Genomic DNA, 20,257 nt, shown 5'->3' on the forward strand with positions numbered 1-20,257 from the left:
GGCCGTCCTGGTGCGCTGGATCAGCGGTACTGCGTTCTTACTTGGCCGCCATCAGGGCAACCGTGGTGTCCAACATGCGGTTCGAGAAGCCCCACTCGTTGTCATACCACGACGACACTTTCACGAGGCGGCCCGAGACCTTGGTCAGGGTCGCATCGAAGTTCGACGAAGCCGGGTTGTGGTTGAAATCGATGGAAACGAGCGGTTCCGTCTGGTACGTGAGGATGCCTTTCAGCGCGCCTTCCGATGCAGCCTTCAGCAGAGCATTGACTTCTTCGACCGTGGTGTCGCGCTTGGCGATGAACGACAGGTCGACCAAGGAGACGTTAATTGTCGGCACGCGGATGGCGAAACCGTCCAGCTTGCCATTCAGTTCCGGCAAGACCAGGCCGACAGCGGCCGCCGCTCCCGTTTTGGTGGGAATCATCGAATGCGTGGCCGAACGGGCGCGGCGCAAGTCTTCATGCATCACGTCGCTCAACACCTGGTCATTCGTGTAGGCGTGCACGGTGGTCATCAGGCCCGATTCGATGCCGATGGCGTCGTTGAGCGGTTTGACCAATGGCGCCAGGCAATTCGTCGTGCACGAAGCATTCGAGATAACCGTATCGGATGCCTTCAACACGTGCTGGTTGACCCCGAACACGATGGTGGCGTCCACGTCCTTGCCGCCCGGTGCGGAAATGATGACTTTTTTCGCCCCGCCTTTCAGGTGGGCCGAGGCTTTTTCCTTGGTGGTAAAGAAACCCGTGCATTCGAGCACCACGTCCACGCCCAGTTCGCCCCACGGTATCAGGGCCGGGTCGCGCTGCGCGAAGACGCGGATGCGGTCGCCATTGACGATCATGTTGTCGCCGTCGATGGTGACGACGCCGGGAAACTTGCCGTGCACCGTATCGTAGCGCGTCAAATGCGCGTTTGACTTGGCGTCGCCCAGGTCGTTGATGGCGACGATGTCGATATCCTGCTGCTTGCCGCCTTCATAAAACGCGCGCAAGACATTGCGGCCGATGCGGCCATAGCCATTGATGGCAACTTTGATGGTCATGCTATCTCCTTGATATTGTTTGAACGACTCACTTAACCACTATTCCTCAAACCCGCCGCAATGCCGTTGATCGACAAATGAATGCCCGTGCGCGCCGCCGCATCCTGCTTGCCCTCGCGGAAACGTTTCAACAACTCCAGCTGCACGTGATTCAGCGGGTCGATATATGGGAAACGGTTGCGTATCGAACGCTGCATCAGCGGATTGGCTTGCTGCAACTCTTCCTGGCCCGTGATCAGCTTCAAGGCGTCCAGGGTGGCCGCGTATTCGGCGCGGATGCGTGTAAAGATGGCCTCGCGCAAGGCCTTGTCCTTGACCAGTTCCGCATACTTGCCGGCAATGGCGATGTCGCTCTTGGCCAGGACCATATCCATGTTCGACAGCAAGGACGTGAAGAATGGCCAGTCCGTGTACATTCCGCGCAGCACGTCCGCGCCGTCCGCCGGATGGGCGGCCAGGTAGGCTTGCACGGCGGCACCAAAGCCGAACCAGCCCGGCAGCATCAAGCGGCATTGTGCCCAGCTCAAGACCCAGGGAATGGCGCGCAAATCCTCGATGGACGTGGATTTCTTGCGCGAGGCGGGACGGCTGCCGATATTGAGCGCGGCAATTTCCGCGATCACCGTTGATTCCCAGAAATACTGTTCGAATCCTTCCGTGCCATACACGAGGTCGCGGTAGGCGTTCAGCGCCGTGCCGGACAGCTCTTCCATCGCCGCCAAATGGCCCGCGCCGGCCGAAGCCTTTGCTTGCAGCTGTGCCTGCGGCAGCAGGGTCGACTGGATGGTGGCGGCCACCAGCACTTCCAAGTTGCGGCGCCCTACTTCCGGGTTCGCATACTTGGCCGTGATGACTTCGCCCTGCTCTGTCAAGCGGATTTGTCCCTGCACGGCGCCGGCGGGCTGGGCCAGGATGGCTTCGTAGCTGGGGCCGCCGCCGCGACCGACGGAACCGCCGCGACCGTGGAACAAGCGCAGCTTGATCTGGTGTTGCTTGAAGACCGTCACCAGCTCGATCTCCGCCTTGTAGAGTTCCCAGCCGGAGGTCAGGAAGCCGCCGTCCTTGTTGCTGTCCGAATAGCCGAGCATGACTTCCTGCTGGTCCGCACGCGACTCAAGCAAGCCCCGGTAGAACGGCAAGCCAAACGCGCGCGCCATGATGGCGGGGCCGGCGCGCAGATCATCGATGGTTTCAAACAAGGGGATGATATTGACATCGACTGCGCGGCTATCCTGGCGCAGCAAGCCCACTTCTTTCAGCAGCAAGGCCACTTCCAGCAAGTCCGAGACGCTGGCAGCCTTCGAGATGATGCAGTTCGGCACCGATTCCTTGCCATATTTGACGTGGGCTTCGCGCACGGCGCGGAAGATGTCGAGTTCGGAGGTGGTTTCCTCGGAGTACTGCGCATACGGCGACGTCAGCAGGCGTGGCGACTCGAGTTCGGCCAGCAGCACGGCGATGCGCTGCTCTTCATCGAGGTCCAGATACACGAGGCCCGGCTGGGCACCGGCGAACAGTTCGCCCACGATACGCTCGTGCACGTCGGAATTCTGGCGCAAGTCCAGCGGTGCCAGCGAGAAGCCGAAGACCTTGACGGCGCGGCGCAGCTGGCGCAGCCGGCCACGCGCCAGCGCGCGCAAGCCATTGCTGACCAGCGAATGCTGGACCACGTCCAGGTCCGCCAGCAGCTCGGCAGCGGCAGCGTATGGCGGCACACCTTCGGCGTGCTTGCCCTTGCCGCACAAAGCGATGCGCGTGGCTTCCAGGCGCGCATGGATGCCATGCAGGGCGCGGCGGTACGGCTCGTCGACGCGGTGCGGCGACGCGTCGGCCGAGCGTTCGGCCAGCGCGCGCAGCGGCTCGCTACAGGCGTTCAATATTTGCGCCAGCGACAGCTGGGAAGCGAGCTTGCGCAATTCGCCGAGGTAAAAGTCGAGCACCTTGTCGGCCTGCGTCTGCAGGGTGCTGCGCAGGATGTCGGCCGTGACAAACGGATTGCCGTCGCGGTCGCCGCCTATCCAGCTGCCGACCTTCATAAAATTCGGTAATTCCGCATCTTCCCAGCGGGCATCGCGCTGGGCCAGCATGGTTTCCAGGGAGGAATACAGCTTCGGCAGTTCGCGCAGGATGGTGTGGTCGTAGAACGACAGGCCATTGGCCACTTCATCCATGACGGACAGTTTGCTCGTACGCAGCAGACGCGTCTGCCACAGCGTGACGATGCCGCGGCCCAGCGCTTCTTCGTTTTGTTCGGCTTCTTCCGGCGTCATTTGCACGCGATCGCGCTCGCTCAACAGGCGCGCGATGGCCATCTGGCAATTCTGGATACTCTTGCGCTGCACTTCCGTCGGATGCGCCGTGAAGACGGGGCTGACAAACGCATCTTCAAAGAACGTCTCCAGCGCATCGGCCTTGCCCGCATCGAACACATTGCCGACGGCATGGCTGAGGCTACCCTGGCGCGGCGGCGAACCGGCAATCAAATGGGCGCGCGTGCGGCGGATGTGATGTTGGTCTTCTGCAATATTGGCCAGCAGCGAGAAATAGCTGAAAGCGCGCGTCAATTGCGTGGTTTCTTCCTGCGACAACGCTTGCAGCGCGTCCGACAGTTGCGCGCGCGCCGCTTCATCATTGTCGCGGCGGAAACGGATGGCCAGCTGGCGCACATGTTCGATGCGCTCGAAAGCGGGATCGCCCAAATGGTTGCGGATGGCGTCGCCCAGCAGACGGCCCAGCTGGCGGATATCGCTGCTCAGCAGCTCGTCTTTCACTTCATTCATTTGCATGGTATTCATTTCCTGGGGCGGCCACGGCGGCACCGCACAGATTGCGTAGTACGCGCTCCCCGGCCCGGGAAACGCCCATCATCCATTTTGTAGTAAATTTACCTTACCGTCTCACCATCCTCTTGATTTTCATCAATAAAATCCATGTCCAAAGGGCCGCTAAGGGCTTGCGCGCTGTTTGCGAGGGCAACAATATGAAAATTTACTACGCATTTAAGCGAAAGGCAACCAAATTTGTCTTTCCAGGCTGAAAAGTGACGAGGCAACACACATGACGGTGGCGATGACCGGGCACTCTCCTGTATCCTGCGGCTTGAAACAAAGATGTAATCCACATCTTTATAAGCGAACCCCATGCGATTGACTGCCTATACCGACTATACCCTGCGCACTTTGATGTACCTGGGCGTGCACCGCGACCGGCTTGTGACCATCCAGGACATTGCCGACCTGCATTCCATCTCGAAAAATCACTTGATGAAGGTGGTGCACCAGCTGGGCCTGTCAGGCATCGTGGAAACCGTGCGTGGGCGCAACGGCGGCCTGCGCTTGGCGCGCGACCCGGCCGACATCAATATCGGCACGGTGGTGCGCGAAACGGAAAACGATTTTTTCATGGCGGAATGTTTTAACAAGGAAAACAATACCTGCCCGCTGACGCCAGATTGCCTGCTGAAGGCCAAGCTGGGCCAGGCCACGGGCGCCTTCCTGGCCGTGCTCGACACGGTGACCCTGGCAACCATTCTGGAGCCAGCAGGCAATGTCCCCGCGCTGGCGGCGGGCGTGATTCCCCTGCATCTGGCCAAGTAAGCCCGAAGGTAAGCACTTTACTGCAGTGCGCTAAAACAACAATGCCCGGCGAACCGGGCATTGTGCATTGTGCATTTCTACCGCGACAGGATCAGCTTAGTGCGCGCTGGCGCCTGCCGCACCGATGCCCGTTTCCGAACGCATTTGCTGCGCTTCGTAACCGGCGCGGTCGATGCGCGCGCGCGGGCTCTTGTCGAGCACCGAGAACAGCCAGATGCCGACAAAGCCTGCCGTCATCGAGAACAGCGCCGGCGAGGCGTATGGGAACAACGCCGCCGGGTGGCCCAGCACGTCGACCCACATGGACTTCGACACCACCGTCAGCGCCACGGCCGTGGTCAAACCCAGGAAGCCGCCGATGGTGGCGCCCCGCGTGGTGCAGTCTTTCCACAGCACCGACATGAACAGCACGGGGAAGTTGGCCGAAGCGGCGATGGCGAAGGCCAGCGAGACCATGAAGGCGATATTCTGCTTTTCAAAGGCGATGCCCAGCACCACGGCAATAATGCCCAGCACGATGGTCGTCACGCGCGACACTTTCAATTCGTTGGCGCCCGTGGCCTTGCCCTTCTTGATGACGGTGGCATACAGATCGTGCGACACGGCCGACGCGCCCGACAGCGTCAAGCCCGCCACGACGGCCAGGATGGTGGCAAACGCGACAGCCGACATGAAGCCGAGGAAGACGTTGCCACCCACGGCCTTGGCCAGATGCACGGCCGCCATGTTATTACCGCCCAGCAGCTTGCCGGCAGCATCCTTGAACTCGGGATTGGTGCTCACCAGCACGATGGCGCCAAAGCCGATGATGAAGGTCAGAATGTAGAAGTAGGCAATCCAGGTGGTGGCCCAGAATACGGATTTACGCGCTTCCTTGGCGCTCGGCACCGTGAAGAAACGCATCAGGATGTGCGGCAAGCCTGCCGTACCGAACATCAGCGCCATGCCAAACGAGATGGCCGAGATCGGGTCCTTGATGAAGGAACCGGGGCCCATGATGGCTTCCTTGGTGGCATGCACGTCCACCGACTTGGCGAACAGCGCTTCCGGGCTGAAGTTGAATTGCGCCAGCACGGCCACGGCCATGAAGGTGGCGCCGCCCAGCAGCATCACGGCCTTGATGATCTGCACCCAGGTGGTGGCCGTCATGCCGCCAAACAGCACGTAGATCATCATTAATGTACCGACCAGGACGACAGCGATCCAGTATTCCAGGCCGAACAGCAGCTTGATCAACTGACCCGCGCCCACCATCTGCGCGATCAGGTAGAACGCCACCACGACCAGCGTGCCGGAAGCCGAGAAAATGCGGATCGGCGCCTGCTTGAAGCGGTAGGCGGCCACGTCGGCAAACGTGTAGCGGCCCAGGTTGCGCAGGCGCTCGGCCATCAGGAAGGTGATGATGGGCCAGCCGACGAGAAAACCGATGGCGTAGATCAGGCCGTCATAGCCGTTGAGGAAGACGGCGGCGGAAATGCCGAGGAAGGAGGCGGCCGACATATAGTCGCCCGCAATGGCCAGGCCATTCTGGAAGCCTGTGATGCCGCCGCCAGCCGTGTAGAAATCGGAAGCCGACTTGGTCTTCGCGGCCGCCCATTTAGTGACGAACAGGGTGAAGATGACGAAGGCGGCGAACATGATGATCGCCGTCCAGTTGGTCGGCTGCTTGACTGCCTGGCCCAGGTCGGCGCCGGCCGCCAGCACGCTGTTGCTGACGCTCGCCAGCAAGGTCAAGGCTGCCAGGCAGCTGAGTTTGCGTTGCATCGATGGGGCGCGGTTCATGCTTGCACCCGTGCCTGGATGGCGCTGGTCAAGTCGTCGAATTGCTTGTTGGCGCGGCGCACATAAATGCCGGTGATCACCACGGTAAACACAATCACGAACAGGCCGATCGGCATGCCCCAGGTCATCACGCCGGTACCCGTTTTAGTGGCAAGAAATTCCTTGTTGAAAGCGATGAGCAGGATGTAGCCGTAGTACACCAGCATCATCAGGCCCGTCAGCACCCAGCCGAAGCGGGAGCGTACCTTGAGCAGTTGATGGTAGTTGGGATCGCCCTTGATTTTCTGAACCAGATCGTCATGCATTGTGTTGCCTCCTGTTATGTAAAAGCGTGCTCTTTTATGCGAGCTTGGATTCACAGTACAGCGCGAGACTTACCCGCCCCTTACGGCAGCGATTTTTTCTCGCAGGAGCAACACAAGGCAGGCAAGGTCAGTTCAGCGCGGCTGCCGGTCCGAAGAATTCATGGTGCGTCTGTTGTTCCGGCACGCCCAGCTCGCGCAAGTATCGCTTGACGGCGCGCATGAAAGGCTGCGGTCCCAGAAAGTAGGCATCGACGTCGCGCGAGGCCGGCAGCCAGTGGTCGAGGTTCTCTTTATTGAGCAATCCGACAGCGTCCGGCGCCTCTTGTTCGCCAGCATGTTCCGCGTAGCAGTAATAGCGCTGCAACTGCGGGTGCTGCGCGGCCAGTGCGTCGATCTGCTGGCGAAACGCATGCACGCCCTGGTTGCGCGCCGCGTGGATGAAATGCACGGGACGCTTGCCACGCAGGGCGGCCGTCAACATGGCCAGGGTCGGCGTGATGCCCACACCGCCGCTGATCAGCACCAGCGGCTTGTCGCTGTCCATCAGCACGAAGTCGCCCGATGGCGGCGTCAGCTGCACGGTATCGCCCGCCTGCACGTGGTCGTGGAAGAAATTGGACACCTTGCCACCCTGCTCGCGCTTGATGCTGATGCGATAAGTCTGGCCATTGCTGGCAGCAGACAAGGAGTACTGGCGGCGCATGGACACGCCATCGACGCTGGCCAGCACGCCGATATACTGGCCTGGCGCAAAGTCGAGCACGGGCTGGCCATCGGCGGGCGCCAGCAGGAAGGACGTGATCTCGTCGCTTTCCACGCTCTTGCCCTGCACGATGAAGTCGCGCGCGCCGCTCCAGCCACCGGGCGCGGCGGCCTGTGCCTTGTAGATGCGCCCTTCCTCGCCGGCCAGGATGTCGGCCAGCTGGCCGTAGGCCGCACCCCAGGCATCGATGACGGCATCGCTGGCCACCTCGGCGCCCAGCACTTCGCGGATGGCCTGCAGCAGGCTGGCGCCCACCAGCGGATAGTGTTCGGCGCGGATCTGCAGGGCCACGTGCTTGTTGACGATGGTGGCCACCAGGTCGCCCAGCGCATCCAGTTTATCGATATGTTTGGCATACATCAACACGCCATTGGCCAGCGCGCGCTGTTGGTCGCCGCTGTGCTGGTGCGCCTGGTTAAAGTACGGCAGCACTTCGGGATGGTCGCGGAACAGATTCTTGTAGAAATGGCGCGTCAGCGCTTCACCGCCCTGTTCGAGGATGGGGACGGTGGCCGTGATGATGGCGCGTTGTTCTTGGGTCAGCATGTAAAACTCCTGTGTGTATGTCATGAATCGGTGTTATGCCAGCGTCTCTACCGCTGGATACAGCTCGTGGTCTTCGCGCCGCATGCGCTGGTACAACGCGTGCAGCACGGTATTGGCTTCGCTGCGGAAGGCATCCGGTTCGGCTGCCAGGCGCACTGGCGTATTCCAGCGACCGGCGAAATCCAGGTAGGCGCCGGCGATGCCGTGCATCTCGTTTTCGTACTGGCGTCCCAGCTTTGCCACCTTGGCCACGCCGGAGGCTTGCGCAGCCGGATACAGATAGCGCTGCTCGACGGCCAGGTGCAGCTTGATCAAGCCGCTCATGGCAATGATCTGTTCGGCAATAGCCTGCGCCTGTGCGGCAACGCCGCCGCGCGCCAGCTGGCGCAAGCCATCAATGGAGGCCAGGATGGCCAGGTGCTGTTGTTTGAATTTATCGATATTCATGGCGTGTTTCTCTTGTTGAGTGTTGCCAGTGTAGCGGAATTTATTTAAACATGCAAATCATATACATCTTTAAATTGTCAGTTTTTCCTGCGGAAATCTGGATCGACATGCGCCACTATGTGCGGCACAGAACACAAGCTACGACCATGCCTGCCTATAATTTATTCATCACAGCGCGTGCCCGTTTGCGGCCGTGCCGCACCCTACACTCCAGCGAAGGATGAGCATGAAAATGAAGACGGACACGGTCAAGACGGGCACGGGCCAGGCGCAGCAACTGGCCAGCATCATCAGCGAGCATCACACGGAACTGCTGGACGGCTGGATGGCCGGCCTGGTCGCGCGTCTGGTGCGGCGCGACAAGATTGCGGAAAACGAGCTGCGCCAGCAGGCAGCGCAATTGCTGCCGCTGCTGGCGGGCGCACTCGACAGCGGCGACGCATTCGACATCGAAGGCGGCGCCTGGGACGACACACGCCAGCTACTCGCCGAAATATCGCAATCGCGCGTGCGCCAGGGCTATTCGCCGATCGACACGGCCAGCTTCATGTTTGCCCTCAAGGAGCCGCTATTCGCCTATCTGCGCAAGGAAATCACGGCGCAGCCGCAGCAGCTGGGCGACGCCATCATCGGCACCAGCAAGCTGTTTGACGAGCTGGGCCTGCTGACCATCGCCATCTACCAGAAGGCGCGCGAACAGGTGATTCTGCGCCAGCAACAGGAATTGCTGGAACTGTCCACGCCCGTGGTGCAACTGTGGCAAAACGTGCTGGCCCTGCCCCTGATCGGCACCCTCGACAGCGCCCGCACGCAAGTGGTGATGGAAAGCCTGCTGCAAAAGATCGTTGATACAGGCGCCCTGATCGCCATCATCGACATCACGGGCGTGCCCACCGTCGACACCCTGGTGGCGCAGCACCTGCTGAAAACCGTCGCCGCCGCGCGCCTGATGGGCGCCGATTGCATCATCAGCGGCATCCGCCCGCAGATCGCGCAAACCATCGTGCACCTGGGCGTGAACCTGGAAGACGTGATGACCAAGGCCACCCTGGCCGACGCCTTCGTCGTGGCCCTGAAACGCACGGGCTCCAGCATCACCTACCAGCAGCAACAACACTGAGGCGCCTATGGAAAGAATCCCCATTTTACGCATGGGCCGGCTGTTGCTGGTGACGATCCAGGTCGACATGCATGACCGCCTGGCGATGACCTTGCAGGATGACCTGACCACCCGCATTGTGACGGACCGCGCCACGGGCGTGCTGATCGACATTTCCGCGCTCGACATCGTCGACTCCTTCATCGGCCGCATGATCAGCAACACGGCGGCGATGGCGAAAATCCTCGACGCACACACCGTGGTCGTCGGCATGCAGCCGGCCGTCGCCATCACCCTGGTGGAACTGGGCCTGACGCTGGAAGGCGTGAGCACGGCGCTGAACATGGAACGAGGTATCAGGCTGCTGGAACGAGGCGGTGCATGCGCATGACGGGGGCGCCGTGCTAGGCGCACCGGCACAGCAGCGGGCGCAGGCCGCAGTGCAGCAAATGCAACAGGTGCTGCCCCTGCACAGCGATGAAGACGTCGTGCGGCTGCGCAAGCAAGTACGCGACAACATGGTCGCCATGGGTTTTGGCCTGATCGAACAGACCAAGATCATCACGGCGGCGAGCGAACTGGCGCGCAACACCCTGCGCTACGGTGGTGGCGGCGAAGCGCGCATCGCGCGTGTCAGCGATGGCGCGCGCCAGGGCCTGGAACTGCGTTTTGTCGATGCGGGTCCTGGCATCGAAGATATCGCCCTGGCGCTGACCGATGGCTACACCAGCGGCGGCGGGCTGGGACTGGGGCTGGGTGGCGCCAAGCGCCTGGCCGACGCCTTTCACATCGACACGGTGCCCGGCGCGGGCACCACGGTCACTATCGCGAAATGGAAGCTGTTTTGAACCACCTCGAGCAAGCCCCTGACATTGCCAGGCAACGCAGTTTCCCCATCGGCGAACCGAGCGAAATCGCCGCGGCCCGCCGCGCCGGCAACGAACTGGCGCGCCACATCGGCTTTGACGACGTGCGCACGGGCCAGCTGGCCATCATCATCAGCGAAGCGGCCACCAACATCGTCAAGCACGCGCAGCGCGGCGAGATCCTGCTGCGCAAGGTGCTGCGCGGCGGCACCAGCGGCATCGAAGTGCTGGCCATCGACCATGGTCCCGGCATGGCGAATGTGCATCAGCACATGCAAGATGGCCATTCCACCACCGGCACCTACGGCGTGGGACTGGGCGCGATACGCCGCCTGAGCCAGGAATTCGACCTGTACACGGCGCCCGGCAAGGGCACGGTGCTGATGATGGTAGTGTGGGGGCAGCACGCCAGCAGCGCCATTCCGGCCAGCCCGAACTGGCAAATCGGCGCTGTGTGCCTGCCGCTGGCATCGGAGCAGGTGAGCGGCGACGCCTGGAACGTGGTGTGCGAAGGCCAAGAACTGAGCCTGATGGTGGCCGATGGCCTGGGCCATGGCCCGCTGGCGGCACGTGCCTCGGAATGCGCCAGCTCCCTGCTGGAACACGACACGCCCGGCTTGGCGCCCCTGCCCGCGCCCTTCATCGAACTGGCCCACGCCGCCCTGCGCACCACGCGCGGCGCGGCGCTGGCGGTGGCGCATATCGACAGCGCGCGCCGCGAATTGCGCTATGCGGGCGTGGGCAATATCGCCGCCTGCGCCTTCGACGCGCAGCAGAGCCGGCATTTGCTGTCGCATAACGGCATCGTCGGCAGCAATCTGCGCAAGGTGCAGGAATTTTGCTATCCCTGGCAGACTGGCACGACACTGATCATGCACTCCGACGGCCTGCACACGCGTTGGGACCTGGAACAGTATCCGGGCCTGGCGCAATGCCACCCCAGCCTGGTCGCCGCCGTGCTGTACCGCGATTTTGCGCGTGGGCGCGACGACGTCACGGTGGTGGTACTGCGCGAACATGAGGATCACCTGGCCGCAATAGCAGAAGGGACAGGTGCGGCATGACACAGCGCATATTGACGGCCCATATCGGCAGCGAACTCGATGTGGTGGGAGCACGCCAGCGCGCACGGCAAATCGCCGCCCTGTGCGGCTTCGCCGTGCAAGACCAGGTGCGCATCGCCACGGCCGTGTCGGAACTGGCGCGCAACGTCTACAACTACGCCGGCAGCGGCAAGGTGCATTTCGCCATCGACGGCCAGACGGCGCCGCAGGTGCTCAGCATCCGCATCGAGGACCAGGGCCCCGGCATCGCGCCGCAGCAGTTGCAGCACATCCTGGCCGGCACCTACCGCTCGCGCACGGGCATGGGACTGGGCATCCTGGGCGCCCAGCGCCTGATGGACCGCTGCCACATCCATAGCACACCGGAGGAAGGCACGCATATCACGCTGCACAAGTTATTCCCGCGCGACGCGCCCCTGCTCAACGGAGGCATGATAGGCGTGCTGTCCGGCAGCCTGCGGGCGCTGCCCTCGGATATCACGCTCTCCGAAGTGCAGCAGCAGAACCGCGAGCTGCTGAGCACCCTGGCTGAACTGAAAACGCGCCAGGACGACCTGCTGCAGCTGACGCGCGAACTGGAAGACACCAACCGGGGCGTGGTGGCGCTGGTCGCGGAACTGGACGAAAAGGCCGACCACCTGCGCCGCGCCGACCAGATGAAATCGCGCTTCCTGTCGAACATGAGCCATGAATTCCGCACGCCGCTCAGCTCCATCCGCGCCCTGTCCAAGCTGCTGCTCGACCGCATCGACGGCGAACTGTCCGAGGAACAGGAAAAGCAGGTGCTGTTCATCCTGCAAAGCGCCGTCAGCCTGAGCGACCTGGTGAACGACTTGCTGGACCTGGCCAAGATCGAGGCGGGCAAGGTCGACGTGCACGCCAACAGTTTCCCTGTCGCCGACCTGTTCAGCGCACTGCGCGGCATGCTGCGCCCGCTGCTGGTGTCCGAGTCGCTCACATTGACCTTCATCGACCCAGGCCCGGCACTACACATCCACACGGATGAAGGCAAGCTGTCGCAAATCCTGCGCAACTTCATCGCCAACGCCCTGAAGTTCACGGAAGCGGGCACCATCATCGTCAGCGCCACGCCCTTGCCGGAGCAGGATGCCATGCGCTTTTCCGTTTCCGACACGGGCCTGGGCATCGCCGCCGAAGACGTGCAGCTAATCTTCGAGGAATTCAGCCAGGTGGAAAACCACATGCAGCGCAAGGTCAAGGGCACGGGCCTGGGCCTGCCCCTGTGCCGCAACCTGGCCACCCTGCTCAATGGCACGGTGACCGTGGAAAGCACGCCGGGATATGGCTCGCTGTTTTCCGTCGTCCTGCCCACCAGCTACCATGCGCCCGAAGACAGCCTGCCGCCGTGCGCGCCGGCCAACGACAATGGCAACGACCAGCGCATCGGCGTGCTGGTGGTGGAAGACAATCCGCCCATCCGCCTGCTGTATGAAAAATTCTTGGCCGGCAGCGAATTTCGCGTCATTCCCGCGCGCAGCGTGCGCGAAGCGCAGGAACGCTGGGAACAGCAGCGCCCTGCCGCCGTCATCCTCGACATCATGCTGCACGGCGAGACGGCTTGGCAGTGGCTGGCCGAGCTGAAAACCGATCCGTTGCGGCGCCAGGTTCCCGTCATCGTCGCCACCGAGATCGACGACGTGCGCAAGGGTCTGGCCCTGGGCGCCGACGCCTACTATGTCAAGCCGCTGCCGCGCCAGCAATTGCTGGCGACCCTGCGCGCGCTGATCGGCAATCCACACCACCGGCAAGAGCCGGTTCCGCCGCAAGGCACAACCACTTGGGACAATGCGCATGCTACCGGATAACAACAGCGATGCTCTGATCCTGAACGTTGATGACAGCGATGGCGCCCGCTACGCCAAGTCGCGCATCCTCAAACGCGCCGGCTTCAAGGTCATCGAAGCCTCGAACGGGGGCGACGCGCTGCTGCGCGCCCGCCAGGACCACCCCAACCTGATCCTCCTCGACGTCAAGCTGCCCGACATCAACGGCCTGGAAGTGTGCCGCCAATTGAAGGGCGGCGCCGAAACGAACACCATCCTGGTGCTGCAGACGTCGGCCTCCTGCATCGGCACGGCCGACAAAATCCGCGCCCTCGACGGCGGCGCCGACAATTACCTGGTAGAGCCGATCGAGGCGGATGAATTGATCGCCAACGTCAGGGCGCTGCTGCGCCTGGGCCGCGTCGAGCGCGCATTGCGCGACGTGGACCGCCGCAAGGATGAATTCCTGGCCACTCTGGCACACGAATTGCGCAACCCGTTGGGCCCCATCCGCACGGCGCTGGCCCTGCTGTGCAAGCTCGATCCCATCGTGCCGGCCGTGCAGGACAATGCGCGCCGCACCATCGCCCGCCACACGGATCACCTGGTGCGCCTGGTGGACGACCTGCTCGACGTGTCGCGCATTTCGCAGGGTAAAATCTCGCTGCAATGGGAAAGCGTGAGCCTGGCCAGCGTCATCCGCAGCGCGCTGGAAACGAGTTCGCACAGCGTCGAAGCACGCGGCCATGCACTGGACGTAAGCCTGCCCCAGGAAGAACTGTGGGTCTGCGGCGACGCCGTGCGCCTGTCGCAGATCGTCGCCAACCTGCTGCTCAACGCGGCCAAGTTCACGGCGCCGGGCGGGCGCATCGCCATTAGCGCCGGGCGCGAAGGCGACAAGGTGCGTATCCGCCTGAGCGACAACGGCATCGGCATCGCCGCCGCCAGCATCGACAGCATCTTCGGCATGTTCGAGCAAAGCGGCCACGCACCCGACCGGGTGCAGGATGGCCTGGGCATCGGCCTGTCGCTGGTACGCAAGCTGGTGATGCTGCATGGTGGCCAGGTCAGCGTGCGCAGCCCCGGCGTGGGGCTGGGCAGCACCTTCGAGGTCATCCTGCCGCTCGACGCCAACGTGCCGCTGCCTGCCGCCGCGCCAGCGCCGGCGCCAGCGGCCACTGGCGGCAGCCAGCGCATCCTCGTCGTCGACGACAACTGCGATGCGGCCGACACCCTGGCAGAATTGCTGGAAATGTACGGCCACACGGTGCGCACGGCCTACACGGGTGCACAAGCGGCCGAGCGCACCTTGGAATTCAAGCCCGACATCGTCTTTCTCGACATCGGCCTGCCCGACATGAGCGGCTACGAGGTGGCCGTCAAAATGCGCCAGTTGCCGATACCGCAGCAATTCCTGCTCGTGGCGCTGACCGGCTACGGCCAGGAACACGACCGCCAGGCAGCCCTGCAGGGCGGGTTCAACGAGCACTTCGCCAAACCTGTCGATTTCGGCAAGCTGGCCATGCTGGGACTGCATATTGCCCAATGAACGGCGCCGCAGCTGCCGGTCTCCAGGGCGTCGGCTATAATCTGCGGCCGGCGATGGCGCCGCATCGCATCCGCCGTGCCGAACGCCCCACCTCTGGAACCATGACATGACAACCCGCACGCCGCTGCTGCGCATCACCATGCTACTGGGCGCCCTGCACGCACTGCTGGGCTGGCTGCTGCTGCCATCGCTCCCCGTCGGCCTGGCCGGCTGGCTGCTGGGCGGCCTGGTCTTGCTGGCCTCGACCATGCTCATGCCGATGACAATCTTCGCCCGCGCCGTCACCAACGATGCGCGCCTGGCCGACCGTTTGAGCTGGGCCGGCTCGCTGTGCATGGGCTTTTTTTCCTCGCTGTTCGTGCTCACCGTGCTGCGCGCACTGCTGATGCTGATTCCCGCCACCCGCCCCCACGCGCAGGCGTCTGCCGTGGCCACGCTGCTCCTGGCGCTGCTGGCAACCGTCGTCGGCTTCATCAACGCCCGCAAGGTGGCACGCGTGCGCGAGGTCGAGGTGCCCATCGCCGGCCTGCCCGCCGCATTGCAGGGTTTTAGCATCGTGCAATTGAGCGACATCCACGTAGGCGCCACGATCAAACGCGCCTACGTGGAGGCCATCGTCGCGCGCGCCAACGGCCTGCGGGCGGATATCATCGCCATCACCGGCGACGTGGTCGATGGCACGGTGGCGCAACTGGGCAGCCATACGGCGCCACTGGGCGAACTGCACGCGCGCCATGGCGTCTTCCTCGTCACGGGCAACCACGAATACTATTCGGGCGCCGCGCCGTGGGTGGCGGAATTTCGCCGTCTGGGCTTGCGCGTGCTGATGAACGAGCATGTGATTCTTGACCACGACGGCGCGCGACTGGCGCTGGCCGGCGTCACCGACTTCAATGCCGCCGCCTTCGATCCGGCCCAGAAAAGCGACCCGCAAGCTGCCATCGCCGGCGCACCAACCGATATCCTCCGCATCCTGCTGGCGCACCAGCCGCGCAGCGCCCCCAAGGCCGAAGCGGCCGGCTACGACCTGCAATTGTCCGGCCACACGCACGGCGGCCAATTCTGGCCATGGAATTTGTTCGTGCCGCTGCAGCAGCCGTATGTGGCGGGACTGCACCGGCAAGGCCGCCTGTGGATTTACGTCAGCCGCGGCACCGGTTATTGGGGCCCGCCCAAGCGCATCGGCGCGCCGGCGGAGATTACGAGGCTCCGGCTGGTGGCGGCGTAAGCATCACTCATCACTCATCATTCCGTCCAGCTGGTCATCCATGCCTCGAACCGGGCCACCACGGCCGGCGGATTCAAGCGCGCCAGCGCGCCTTCCAGCGGTTCGCTGTCGCTGACCTCAAACAGCAGCACGCCCTCGTCGCGCTGCACGCCGATACCAAACACCCCTTCGGCATCGAGCTGCGCCAGCGCGGCGATGCAAGCGTCGAACACACCAGTGCGGAAGGCGTCGGAATCGACGTCAAAAGGCAGCTTGCGGTGCGCCTGCAGGAGCAAACGGTAGGCGCTGTCAAAGTACGCGCCGCCGTCGTCGAACGCCCATTCGGCCGGATTCCACAGCATTTCTTCGCCGTACTCCGAGGCGGCTAGCGCTTCGCGGCTATTCGCCATCGGGCCGATGGTCATGGCGCTGTCGTCGCTCACCAGCGCGAAAGCGTTGAGGTGCTGGTCAGGATGCGCACGGCGCACGGCGCCAAAGGCCAGGCGCGCAGCATCCGCCACCAGGGTTTGCAACAGTGCGAAATCAAATACGGCAGGGTCGATGGCGCTTTCACGCGCCAGCGTGTAACCGGCCGCCAGCGCTGCCTGGCAACGGGCGGCATAGGCGACATACGCTTCGGCCTCACTAGCGTAGCCATTGCGCGTTTCTTCGCCCCAGGTCATGGCCGCGCCGGCCGCCGTCCACACGGTCGTGCCAAACACGCGCGCTTCCCGGAAGCAGGCAGGGTGATCGCCGTCCAAGGTGTAAAACAGGCTGTAGTTACTATGCATGGAAAATTTTCATTGCTTAATCGGGCCGTATCTGCGCGGCGAAATCGCGCTGGCGGAACTGCTCCAGCAGGAAATCGACGAATACGCGCGTCTTCGCGGGCAGCAGCTTCTTGCTGGGATAGTACACGGACAGGGGGCCGGAATCGGCATGCCAGCCGGGCAGCAAACGAATCAACGCCCCGCTGCGCAAGTGGGCCAGCGCATGCGGCATGGGCAGCAGCGCCACGCCGACGCCCAGGATGGCGGCCTGCGCCATCGCTTCCGGATCGTCGAAGATGGCGCGCGGCCGGGATTCGGCCACGCCTTCGCCGCCCGAGCCATTGCGCAATATCCAGCTGCGCAATCTACCGCTGCCGGCCGAGCGGCGCGCCACGCCGTCGAAGTGCGCCAGGTCCGACGGATGCCCTGGCATGGCCTTGCCGCGCATGAAGGCGGGCGACGCCGTGGCGACGATGTGCGCGTGGCCCAGTTCGCGCGCCACAACGCCGGGCGTCAGCTCGATGCCGCCGCCGATGGCCACGTCAAACCCTTCGCCGATCAAGTCCACCTGGCGGTTGTCGAAATGGCAGTCGGGAACCACGCCCGGATAGCGCGCAATGAAGTCGCCCAGCAGGGGAACCACGTAGCTGCGCCCGAATGACGGCGCCATGCTGATTTTCAGGATGCCGGCCGGCTGGCCGCCCTCTTCCGCCACGCCGGCGATGGCTTCGTGCAAGGTGGACAGGGCGCCGCCTATCTGCTGCAGGAAACGCTCGCCGCCTTCCGTCAGGGTCAGGCGACGCGTGCTGCGCTGGAACAGCCGCAGTCCCAGGCTCGCTTCCAGCCGCGCCACGTTCTTGCTGACAGCCGCCGGCGTCAGGCCGAGACGGCGCGCGGTCGCGGAAAAGCTGCCCAGCTCGGCAGACAGCACGAAGGATTGCAAGTGATTGAGGGCTTCCATGCACCTATTCTACCCGCTCACTTGATACCTATGGTTGAAAGTGATTGTCATGATTCACGACTAGCGCTCAGGCAATGGAAGGCAGATACTGAGCTTCTCGATTCCTCACACAGAAAGCCCATCATGCAAACCCAAGCCACCACCAGCACCTCTTTGCCACTGCAAAACAAGATCGCCTTTGTCACGGGCGGCTCGCGCGGCATCGGCGCCGCCATCGTGCGCCGCCTTGCCAGCCAGGGCGCCAACGTCGTCTTCACGTATCAAAGCTCCGCCGCCGAAGCACAGGCGCTGGCCGCCAAAGTGGAAGCAGCGGGCGGCAAGGCCTTAGGCGTGCAAGCCGATGCGGCCGATGCCACCGCCCTGACGGCGGCCATCGACAAGGTGGCGGCGCAGTTTGGCCGTGTGGATATCCTCGTCAACAATGCGGGCGTGTTCCTGCCCGGCGCCATCGATGATTTTTCGCTGGCAGACTTCGACAAGACCTTGAACGTCAACGTGCGCGCCGTGTTCGTCGCCATCAAGGCGGCCGTGGCGCACATGCAAACGGGCGGGCGCATCATCAATATCGGCAGCACGAATGCGCACCGCATGCCGTTCGGCGGCGCGGCCGCCTACGCAATGAGCAAATCGGCGCTGAGCGGCCTGACGCAAGGCCTGTCACGCGACCTGGGGCCGCGCGGCATCACCATCAACAATGTGGAGCCTGGCCCCGTCGCCACCGACATGAACCCGCCGACGGGCGACTTCGCGGACCTGATGCACGGTCTGATGGCCCTGCCCCGCCACGGCACGGCCGATGAAATCGCCGGCATGGTGGCTTACCTGGCCAGCGCAGAAGCGGCGTTCGTCACGGGCGCCGGGCTGAAGATCGACGGTGGTTTTGCCGCCTGATCCAGTCCGAACATCAGCGAGCGGTGTGCTGCCAAGCCGGCCATGGCGCCATCGGCCACCGCGAACGCCACGCTGCCGGCCATGCGCCCCGCGTCGCCGCAGCAAAAGACGCCGGGCACGCTGCTGGCCTTTTGCTCGTCGGTGTGCACGAACGGCCCCATGGGGCCCTCTTCCAGCAAGCAGCCCAATTCGCCGGCCAGGGCGCTGGCCAGGCGGGTGCGGGTCGCCACGAACAGGCCGGCCATCACATGACGGCTGCCGTCCGCCATGACTACATCGGCCACGCCGTCGATCTGCGCCACGGGCGTGCGTACCACCATCACGCCGCGCGCATCCAGTTGCGCCAGTTGCGCCGCATCGGGCTCGAAGGCGCCATTCAGGAAAAAGGTCACTCTGCCCCAGTCGGGCAGCATCAGCGCGTGGTGCATGGACAGAGGGCCGGTGGCCAGCACGCCGATGGCGCCTTGCTCCAGCTCATAGCCGTGGCAATACGGGCAGTGAAAGACGCTACGGCCCCAGCGCGCGGCCAGGCCATCGACGGGCGGCAGTTCGTCTATTACGCCGGTGGCCAGCACCAGGCGGCGGCCGTGCACGATATTGCCGTCCGCCAGGGTCACGTCGAAGCCATCGCCATCGCTGCAGGCTGTCGCCTGCACGGCCGTGCCATCGCGCCAGGTGACGGTGGGATACGCCAGCAGTTGCGCCTTGCCCTTTTCGGCGATGGCGGCCGTCCCGCTGCCGTCGCGGGTCAGGAAACCGTGGGAATGGCTGGCGTAGCGGTTGCGGCGCTGGCCGCCGTCGATGACCAGCACGCGGCGGCGGGCGCGCGCCAGTTGCGTGGCGGCGGACAGGCCCGCGTAGCTGCCGCCGATGATGATGGCGTCGAACGGGGCATCAAACGGGGCGTCGAATGCGGCGGCGGGCGTGGCGCTGTCCGCGCCCTGCGATTCAGGAATGTGCATGTGCTGCTCCTTGATGTATGGCGTATTGTTGGCTGAAACGTTGGGCCAGGTCGGCCAGGGTGACAGCGCCAAAGCGCTGGATCAGCAGCGCCTCGGCTTCGTCGAAGGCGACGGCCAGCGACTGGTTCACCACTTTCTCGACCAGGCAACCCGGCTGATCGACGCGGTTGCCCATGGCGAACATGGTGGGCGAACCCACGGCCACGTAAATGTCTTGCAGGGTCACGCGGTGCAGATCGCAGACGATGCGCCAGCCGCCGCCATGGCCCTTGACCGACGCCACGTAGCCGCGCTCGCGCAAGCCGGCCATCACGCGCCGCACCAGGACGGGGTGGGTGTCCAGGTAGCCGGAAAGTTCCTCGGACGTCATTGGGCGTCCCGCGTGGGCCATGTGCAGCAGCACATGGAGGATCGATGATAGTTTGCTGTCGCGTCTCATGTAACTAATGATAGTACATAATCTGCGCATATGCAAATGAGTTGCAGTTTTGCGACGTAAAAAAAGGTTCTTCGCGTTTGGTGGGGGAAGATGGACTTGACGTTTTTGCTGGAAGGGGGTGGCAGCGAGGGTTTTGAATTGGTAAATTGATGTCGCCAAACAAAACAATTACCTTACC

19 protein-coding genes are annotated in these 20,257 nt (G+C 63.5%); 9 read left to right on the forward strand and 10 right to left on the reverse strand.

The window, feature by feature from the left end; genetic code table 11:
- Window positions 1–37: 37 nt before the first annotated feature.
- Both gap and ppc read right to left on the reverse strand, forming a co-directional pair.
- Complete coding sequence (gene gap, locus ACP7DE_RS06635; RefSeq protein WP_426071342.1) at window positions 38–1,048, reverse strand: type I glyceraldehyde-3-phosphate dehydrogenase; 1,011 nt, start codon at window positions 1,046–1,048, stop codon at window positions 38–40.
- 32 nt (window positions 1,049–1,080) lie between these two features.
- The gene (gene ppc, locus ACP7DE_RS06640) at window positions 1,081–3,834 is read right to left on the reverse strand and encodes a phosphoenolpyruvate carboxylase (RefSeq protein ID WP_426071343.1); all 2,754 of its coding nucleotides are present in this window, start codon (window positions 3,832–3,834) and stop codon (window positions 1,081–1,083) included.
- Window positions 3,835–4,188: 354 nt separating this feature from the next.
- Here ppc and ACP7DE_RS06645 point away from each other — a divergent pair, with 354 nt between their 5' ends.
- The gene (locus tag ACP7DE_RS06645; RefSeq protein WP_426071344.1) at window positions 4,189–4,644 is read left to right on the forward strand and encodes an RrF2 family transcriptional regulator; all 456 of its coding nucleotides are present in this window, start codon (window positions 4,189–4,191) and stop codon (window positions 4,642–4,644) included.
- Between the two features lie 96 nt (window positions 4,645–4,740).
- Here the strand turns inward: ACP7DE_RS06645 and ACP7DE_RS06650 are convergent, their stop codons facing one another.
- The 4 genes from ACP7DE_RS06650 to ACP7DE_RS06665 form a co-directional block, all read right to left on the reverse strand.
- A complete protein-coding gene (locus tag ACP7DE_RS06650) occupies window positions 4,741–6,426 on the reverse strand; it encodes a cation acetate symporter (RefSeq protein WP_426071345.1) in 1,686 nt (561 codons plus the stop codon).
- The gene (locus ACP7DE_RS06655; RefSeq protein ID WP_426071346.1) at window positions 6,423–6,731 is read right to left on the reverse strand and encodes a DUF485 domain-containing protein; all 309 of its coding nucleotides are present in this window, start codon (window positions 6,729–6,731) and stop codon (window positions 6,423–6,425) included. Before ACP7DE_RS06655 ends, ACP7DE_RS06650 begins: the two co-directional genes overlap by 4 nt.
- 127 nt (window positions 6,732–6,858) lie before the next feature.
- A complete protein-coding gene (gene hmpA / locus ACP7DE_RS06660) occupies window positions 6,859–8,040 on the reverse strand; it encodes an NO-inducible flavohemoprotein (protein WP_426071347.1) in 1,182 nt (393 codons plus the stop codon).
- A 33-nt stretch (window positions 8,041–8,073) separates the two neighbouring features.
- Entirely contained in the window at window positions 8,074–8,487 is a 414-nt protein-coding gene (locus ACP7DE_RS06665) for a hemerythrin domain-containing protein (protein WP_426071348.1), read from the reverse strand.
- Between the two features lie 226 nt (window positions 8,488–8,713).
- Here ACP7DE_RS06665 and ACP7DE_RS06670 point away from each other — a divergent pair, with 226 nt between their 5' ends.
- The 7 genes from ACP7DE_RS06670 (at window position 8,714) to ACP7DE_RS06700 (ending at window position 16,077) form a co-directional block, all read left to right on the forward strand.
- Window positions 8,714–9,607 carry an STAS domain-containing protein gene (locus tag ACP7DE_RS06670; RefSeq protein WP_426071349.1) on the forward strand — a complete coding sequence of 298 codons (894 nt, stop codon included), beginning with the start codon at window positions 8,714–8,716 and terminating at the stop codon, window positions 9,605–9,607.
- A 7-nt stretch (window positions 9,608–9,614) separates the two neighbouring features.
- On the forward strand, window positions 9,615–9,977 hold the full coding sequence (locus tag ACP7DE_RS06675; protein ID WP_426071350.1) for an STAS domain-containing protein: 363 nt from the start codon (window positions 9,615–9,617) through the stop codon (window positions 9,975–9,977).
- Between the two features lie 58 nt (window positions 9,978–10,035).
- Window positions 10,036–10,434 carry an ATP-binding protein gene (locus ACP7DE_RS06680; RefSeq protein WP_426071373.1) on the forward strand — a complete coding sequence of 133 codons (399 nt, stop codon included), beginning with the start codon at window positions 10,036–10,038 and terminating at the stop codon, window positions 10,432–10,434.
- On the forward strand, window positions 10,431–11,516 hold the full coding sequence (locus ACP7DE_RS06685) for an ATP-binding protein (RefSeq protein ID WP_426071351.1): 1,086 nt from the start codon (window positions 10,431–10,433) through the stop codon (window positions 11,514–11,516). Before ACP7DE_RS06680 ends, ACP7DE_RS06685 begins: the two co-directional genes overlap by 4 nt.
- Window positions 11,513–13,342: an ATP-binding protein gene (locus tag ACP7DE_RS06690; protein ID WP_426071352.1), complete on the forward strand. Its 1,830-nt coding sequence runs from the start codon at window positions 11,513–11,515 to the stop codon at window positions 13,340–13,342. The genes ACP7DE_RS06685 and ACP7DE_RS06690 overlap by 4 nt, the downstream gene beginning before the upstream one ends.
- Complete coding sequence (locus ACP7DE_RS06695) at window positions 13,329–14,849, forward strand: ATP-binding response regulator (protein ID WP_426071353.1); 1,521 nt, start codon at window positions 13,329–13,331, stop codon at window positions 14,847–14,849. The genes ACP7DE_RS06690 and ACP7DE_RS06695 overlap by 14 nt, the downstream gene beginning before the upstream one ends.
- A 106-nt stretch (window positions 14,850–14,955) precedes the next feature.
- Complete coding sequence (locus ACP7DE_RS06700; RefSeq protein ID WP_426071354.1) at window positions 14,956–16,077, forward strand: metallophosphoesterase; 1,122 nt, start codon at window positions 14,956–14,958, stop codon at window positions 16,075–16,077.
- Between the two features lie 17 nt (window positions 16,078–16,094).
- On the opposite strand, the gene ACP7DE_RS06705 is transcribed toward ACP7DE_RS06700, so the two are convergent.
- Both ACP7DE_RS06705 and ACP7DE_RS06710 read right to left on the reverse strand, forming a co-directional pair.
- On the reverse strand, window positions 16,095–16,847 hold the full coding sequence (locus ACP7DE_RS06705) for a DUF4303 domain-containing protein (protein ID WP_426071355.1): 753 nt from the start codon (window positions 16,845–16,847) through the stop codon (window positions 16,095–16,097).
- A gap of 16 nt (window positions 16,848–16,863) precedes the next feature.
- The gene (locus ACP7DE_RS06710; protein ID WP_426071356.1) at window positions 16,864–17,787 is read right to left on the reverse strand and encodes a LysR family transcriptional regulator; all 924 of its coding nucleotides are present in this window, start codon (window positions 17,785–17,787) and stop codon (window positions 16,864–16,866) included.
- 123 nt (window positions 17,788–17,910) lie between these two features.
- On the opposite strand from ACP7DE_RS06710, the gene ACP7DE_RS06715 reads away from it, so the two are divergent.
- A complete protein-coding gene (locus tag ACP7DE_RS06715) occupies window positions 17,911–18,678 on the forward strand; it encodes an SDR family oxidoreductase (protein ID WP_426071357.1) in 768 nt (255 codons plus the stop codon).
- Here the strand turns inward: ACP7DE_RS06715 and ACP7DE_RS06720 are convergent.
- Complete coding sequence (locus ACP7DE_RS06720; RefSeq protein ID WP_426071358.1) at window positions 18,606–19,640, reverse strand: NAD(P)/FAD-dependent oxidoreductase; 1,035 nt, start codon at window positions 19,638–19,640, stop codon at window positions 18,606–18,608. The two genes, ACP7DE_RS06715 and ACP7DE_RS06720, sit on opposite strands and share 73 nt — an antisense overlap.
- Window positions 19,627–20,079: an RrF2 family transcriptional regulator gene (locus tag ACP7DE_RS06725; RefSeq protein ID WP_426071359.1), complete on the reverse strand. Its 453-nt coding sequence runs from the start codon at window positions 20,077–20,079 to the stop codon at window positions 19,627–19,629. The genes ACP7DE_RS06720 and ACP7DE_RS06725 overlap by 14 nt, the downstream gene beginning before the upstream one ends.
- Between the last annotated feature and the right edge of the window lie 178 nt (window positions 20,080–20,257).

Source organism: Janthinobacterium sp. DSP2-3-3 (assembly GCF_049897325.1).
Lineage (GTDB): Bacteria > Pseudomonadota > Gammaproteobacteria > Burkholderiales > Burkholderiaceae_D > Janthinobacterium.

What these genes read in the sequence shown, in the direction of transcription:
- ACP7DE_RS06690 (WP_426071352.1), top strand. Translation starts at nt 11,513, where the DNA reads ATGACACAGCGCATATTGACGGCCCATATCGGCAGCGAACTCGATGTG.
- ACP7DE_RS06675 (WP_426071350.1), top strand. Translation starts at nt 9,615, where the DNA reads ATGGAAAGAATCCCCATTTTACGCATGGGCCGGCTGTTGCTGGTGACG.
- ACP7DE_RS06720 (WP_426071358.1), bottom strand. Translation starts at nt 19,640, where the DNA reads ATGCACATTCCTGAATCGCAGGGCGCGGACAGCGCCACGCCCGCCGCC.
- ACP7DE_RS06700 (WP_426071354.1), top strand. Translation starts at nt 14,956, where the DNA reads ATGACAACCCGCACGCCGCTGCTGCGCATCACCATGCTACTGGGCGCC.
- ppc (WP_426071343.1), bottom strand. Translation starts at nt 3,834, where the DNA reads ATGCAAATGAATGAAGTGAAAGACGAGCTGCTGAGCAGCGATATCCGC.
- ACP7DE_RS06710 (WP_426071356.1), bottom strand. Translation starts at nt 17,787, where the DNA reads ATGGAAGCCCTCAATCACTTGCAATCCTTCGTGCTGTCTGCCGAGCTG.
- hmpA (WP_426071347.1), bottom strand. Translation starts at nt 8,040, where the DNA reads ATGCTGACCCAAGAACAACGCGCCATCATCACGGCCACCGTCCCCATC.
- ACP7DE_RS06655 (WP_426071346.1), bottom strand. Translation starts at nt 6,731, where the DNA reads ATGCATGACGATCTGGTTCAGAAAATCAAGGGCGATCCCAACTACCAT.
- ACP7DE_RS06715 (WP_426071357.1), top strand. Translation starts at nt 17,911, where the DNA reads ATGCAAACCCAAGCCACCACCAGCACCTCTTTGCCACTGCAAAACAAG.
- ACP7DE_RS06670 (WP_426071349.1), top strand. Translation starts at nt 8,714, where the DNA reads ATGAAAATGAAGACGGACACGGTCAAGACGGGCACGGGCCAGGCGCAG.
- ACP7DE_RS06680 (WP_426071373.1), top strand. Translation starts at nt 10,036, where the DNA reads ATGCAACAGGTGCTGCCCCTGCACAGCGATGAAGACGTCGTGCGGCTG.
- ACP7DE_RS06665 (WP_426071348.1), bottom strand. Translation starts at nt 8,487, where the DNA reads ATGAATATCGATAAATTCAAACAACAGCACCTGGCCATCCTGGCCTCC.
- ACP7DE_RS06645 (WP_426071344.1), top strand. Translation starts at nt 4,189, where the DNA reads ATGCGATTGACTGCCTATACCGACTATACCCTGCGCACTTTGATGTAC.
- ACP7DE_RS06705 (WP_426071355.1), bottom strand. Translation starts at nt 16,847, where the DNA reads ATGCATAGTAACTACAGCCTGTTTTACACCTTGGACGGCGATCACCCT.
- ACP7DE_RS06725 (WP_426071359.1), bottom strand. Translation starts at nt 20,079, where the DNA reads ATGAGACGCGACAGCAAACTATCATCGATCCTCCATGTGCTGCTGCAC.
- ACP7DE_RS06650 (WP_426071345.1), bottom strand. Translation starts at nt 6,426, where the DNA reads ATGAACCGCGCCCCATCGATGCAACGCAAACTCAGCTGCCTGGCAGCC.
- ACP7DE_RS06695 (WP_426071353.1), top strand. Translation starts at nt 13,329, where the DNA reads ATGCTACCGGATAACAACAGCGATGCTCTGATCCTGAACGTTGATGAC.
- gap (WP_426071342.1), bottom strand. Translation starts at nt 1,048, where the DNA reads ATGACCATCAAAGTTGCCATCAATGGCTATGGCCGCATCGGCCGCAAT.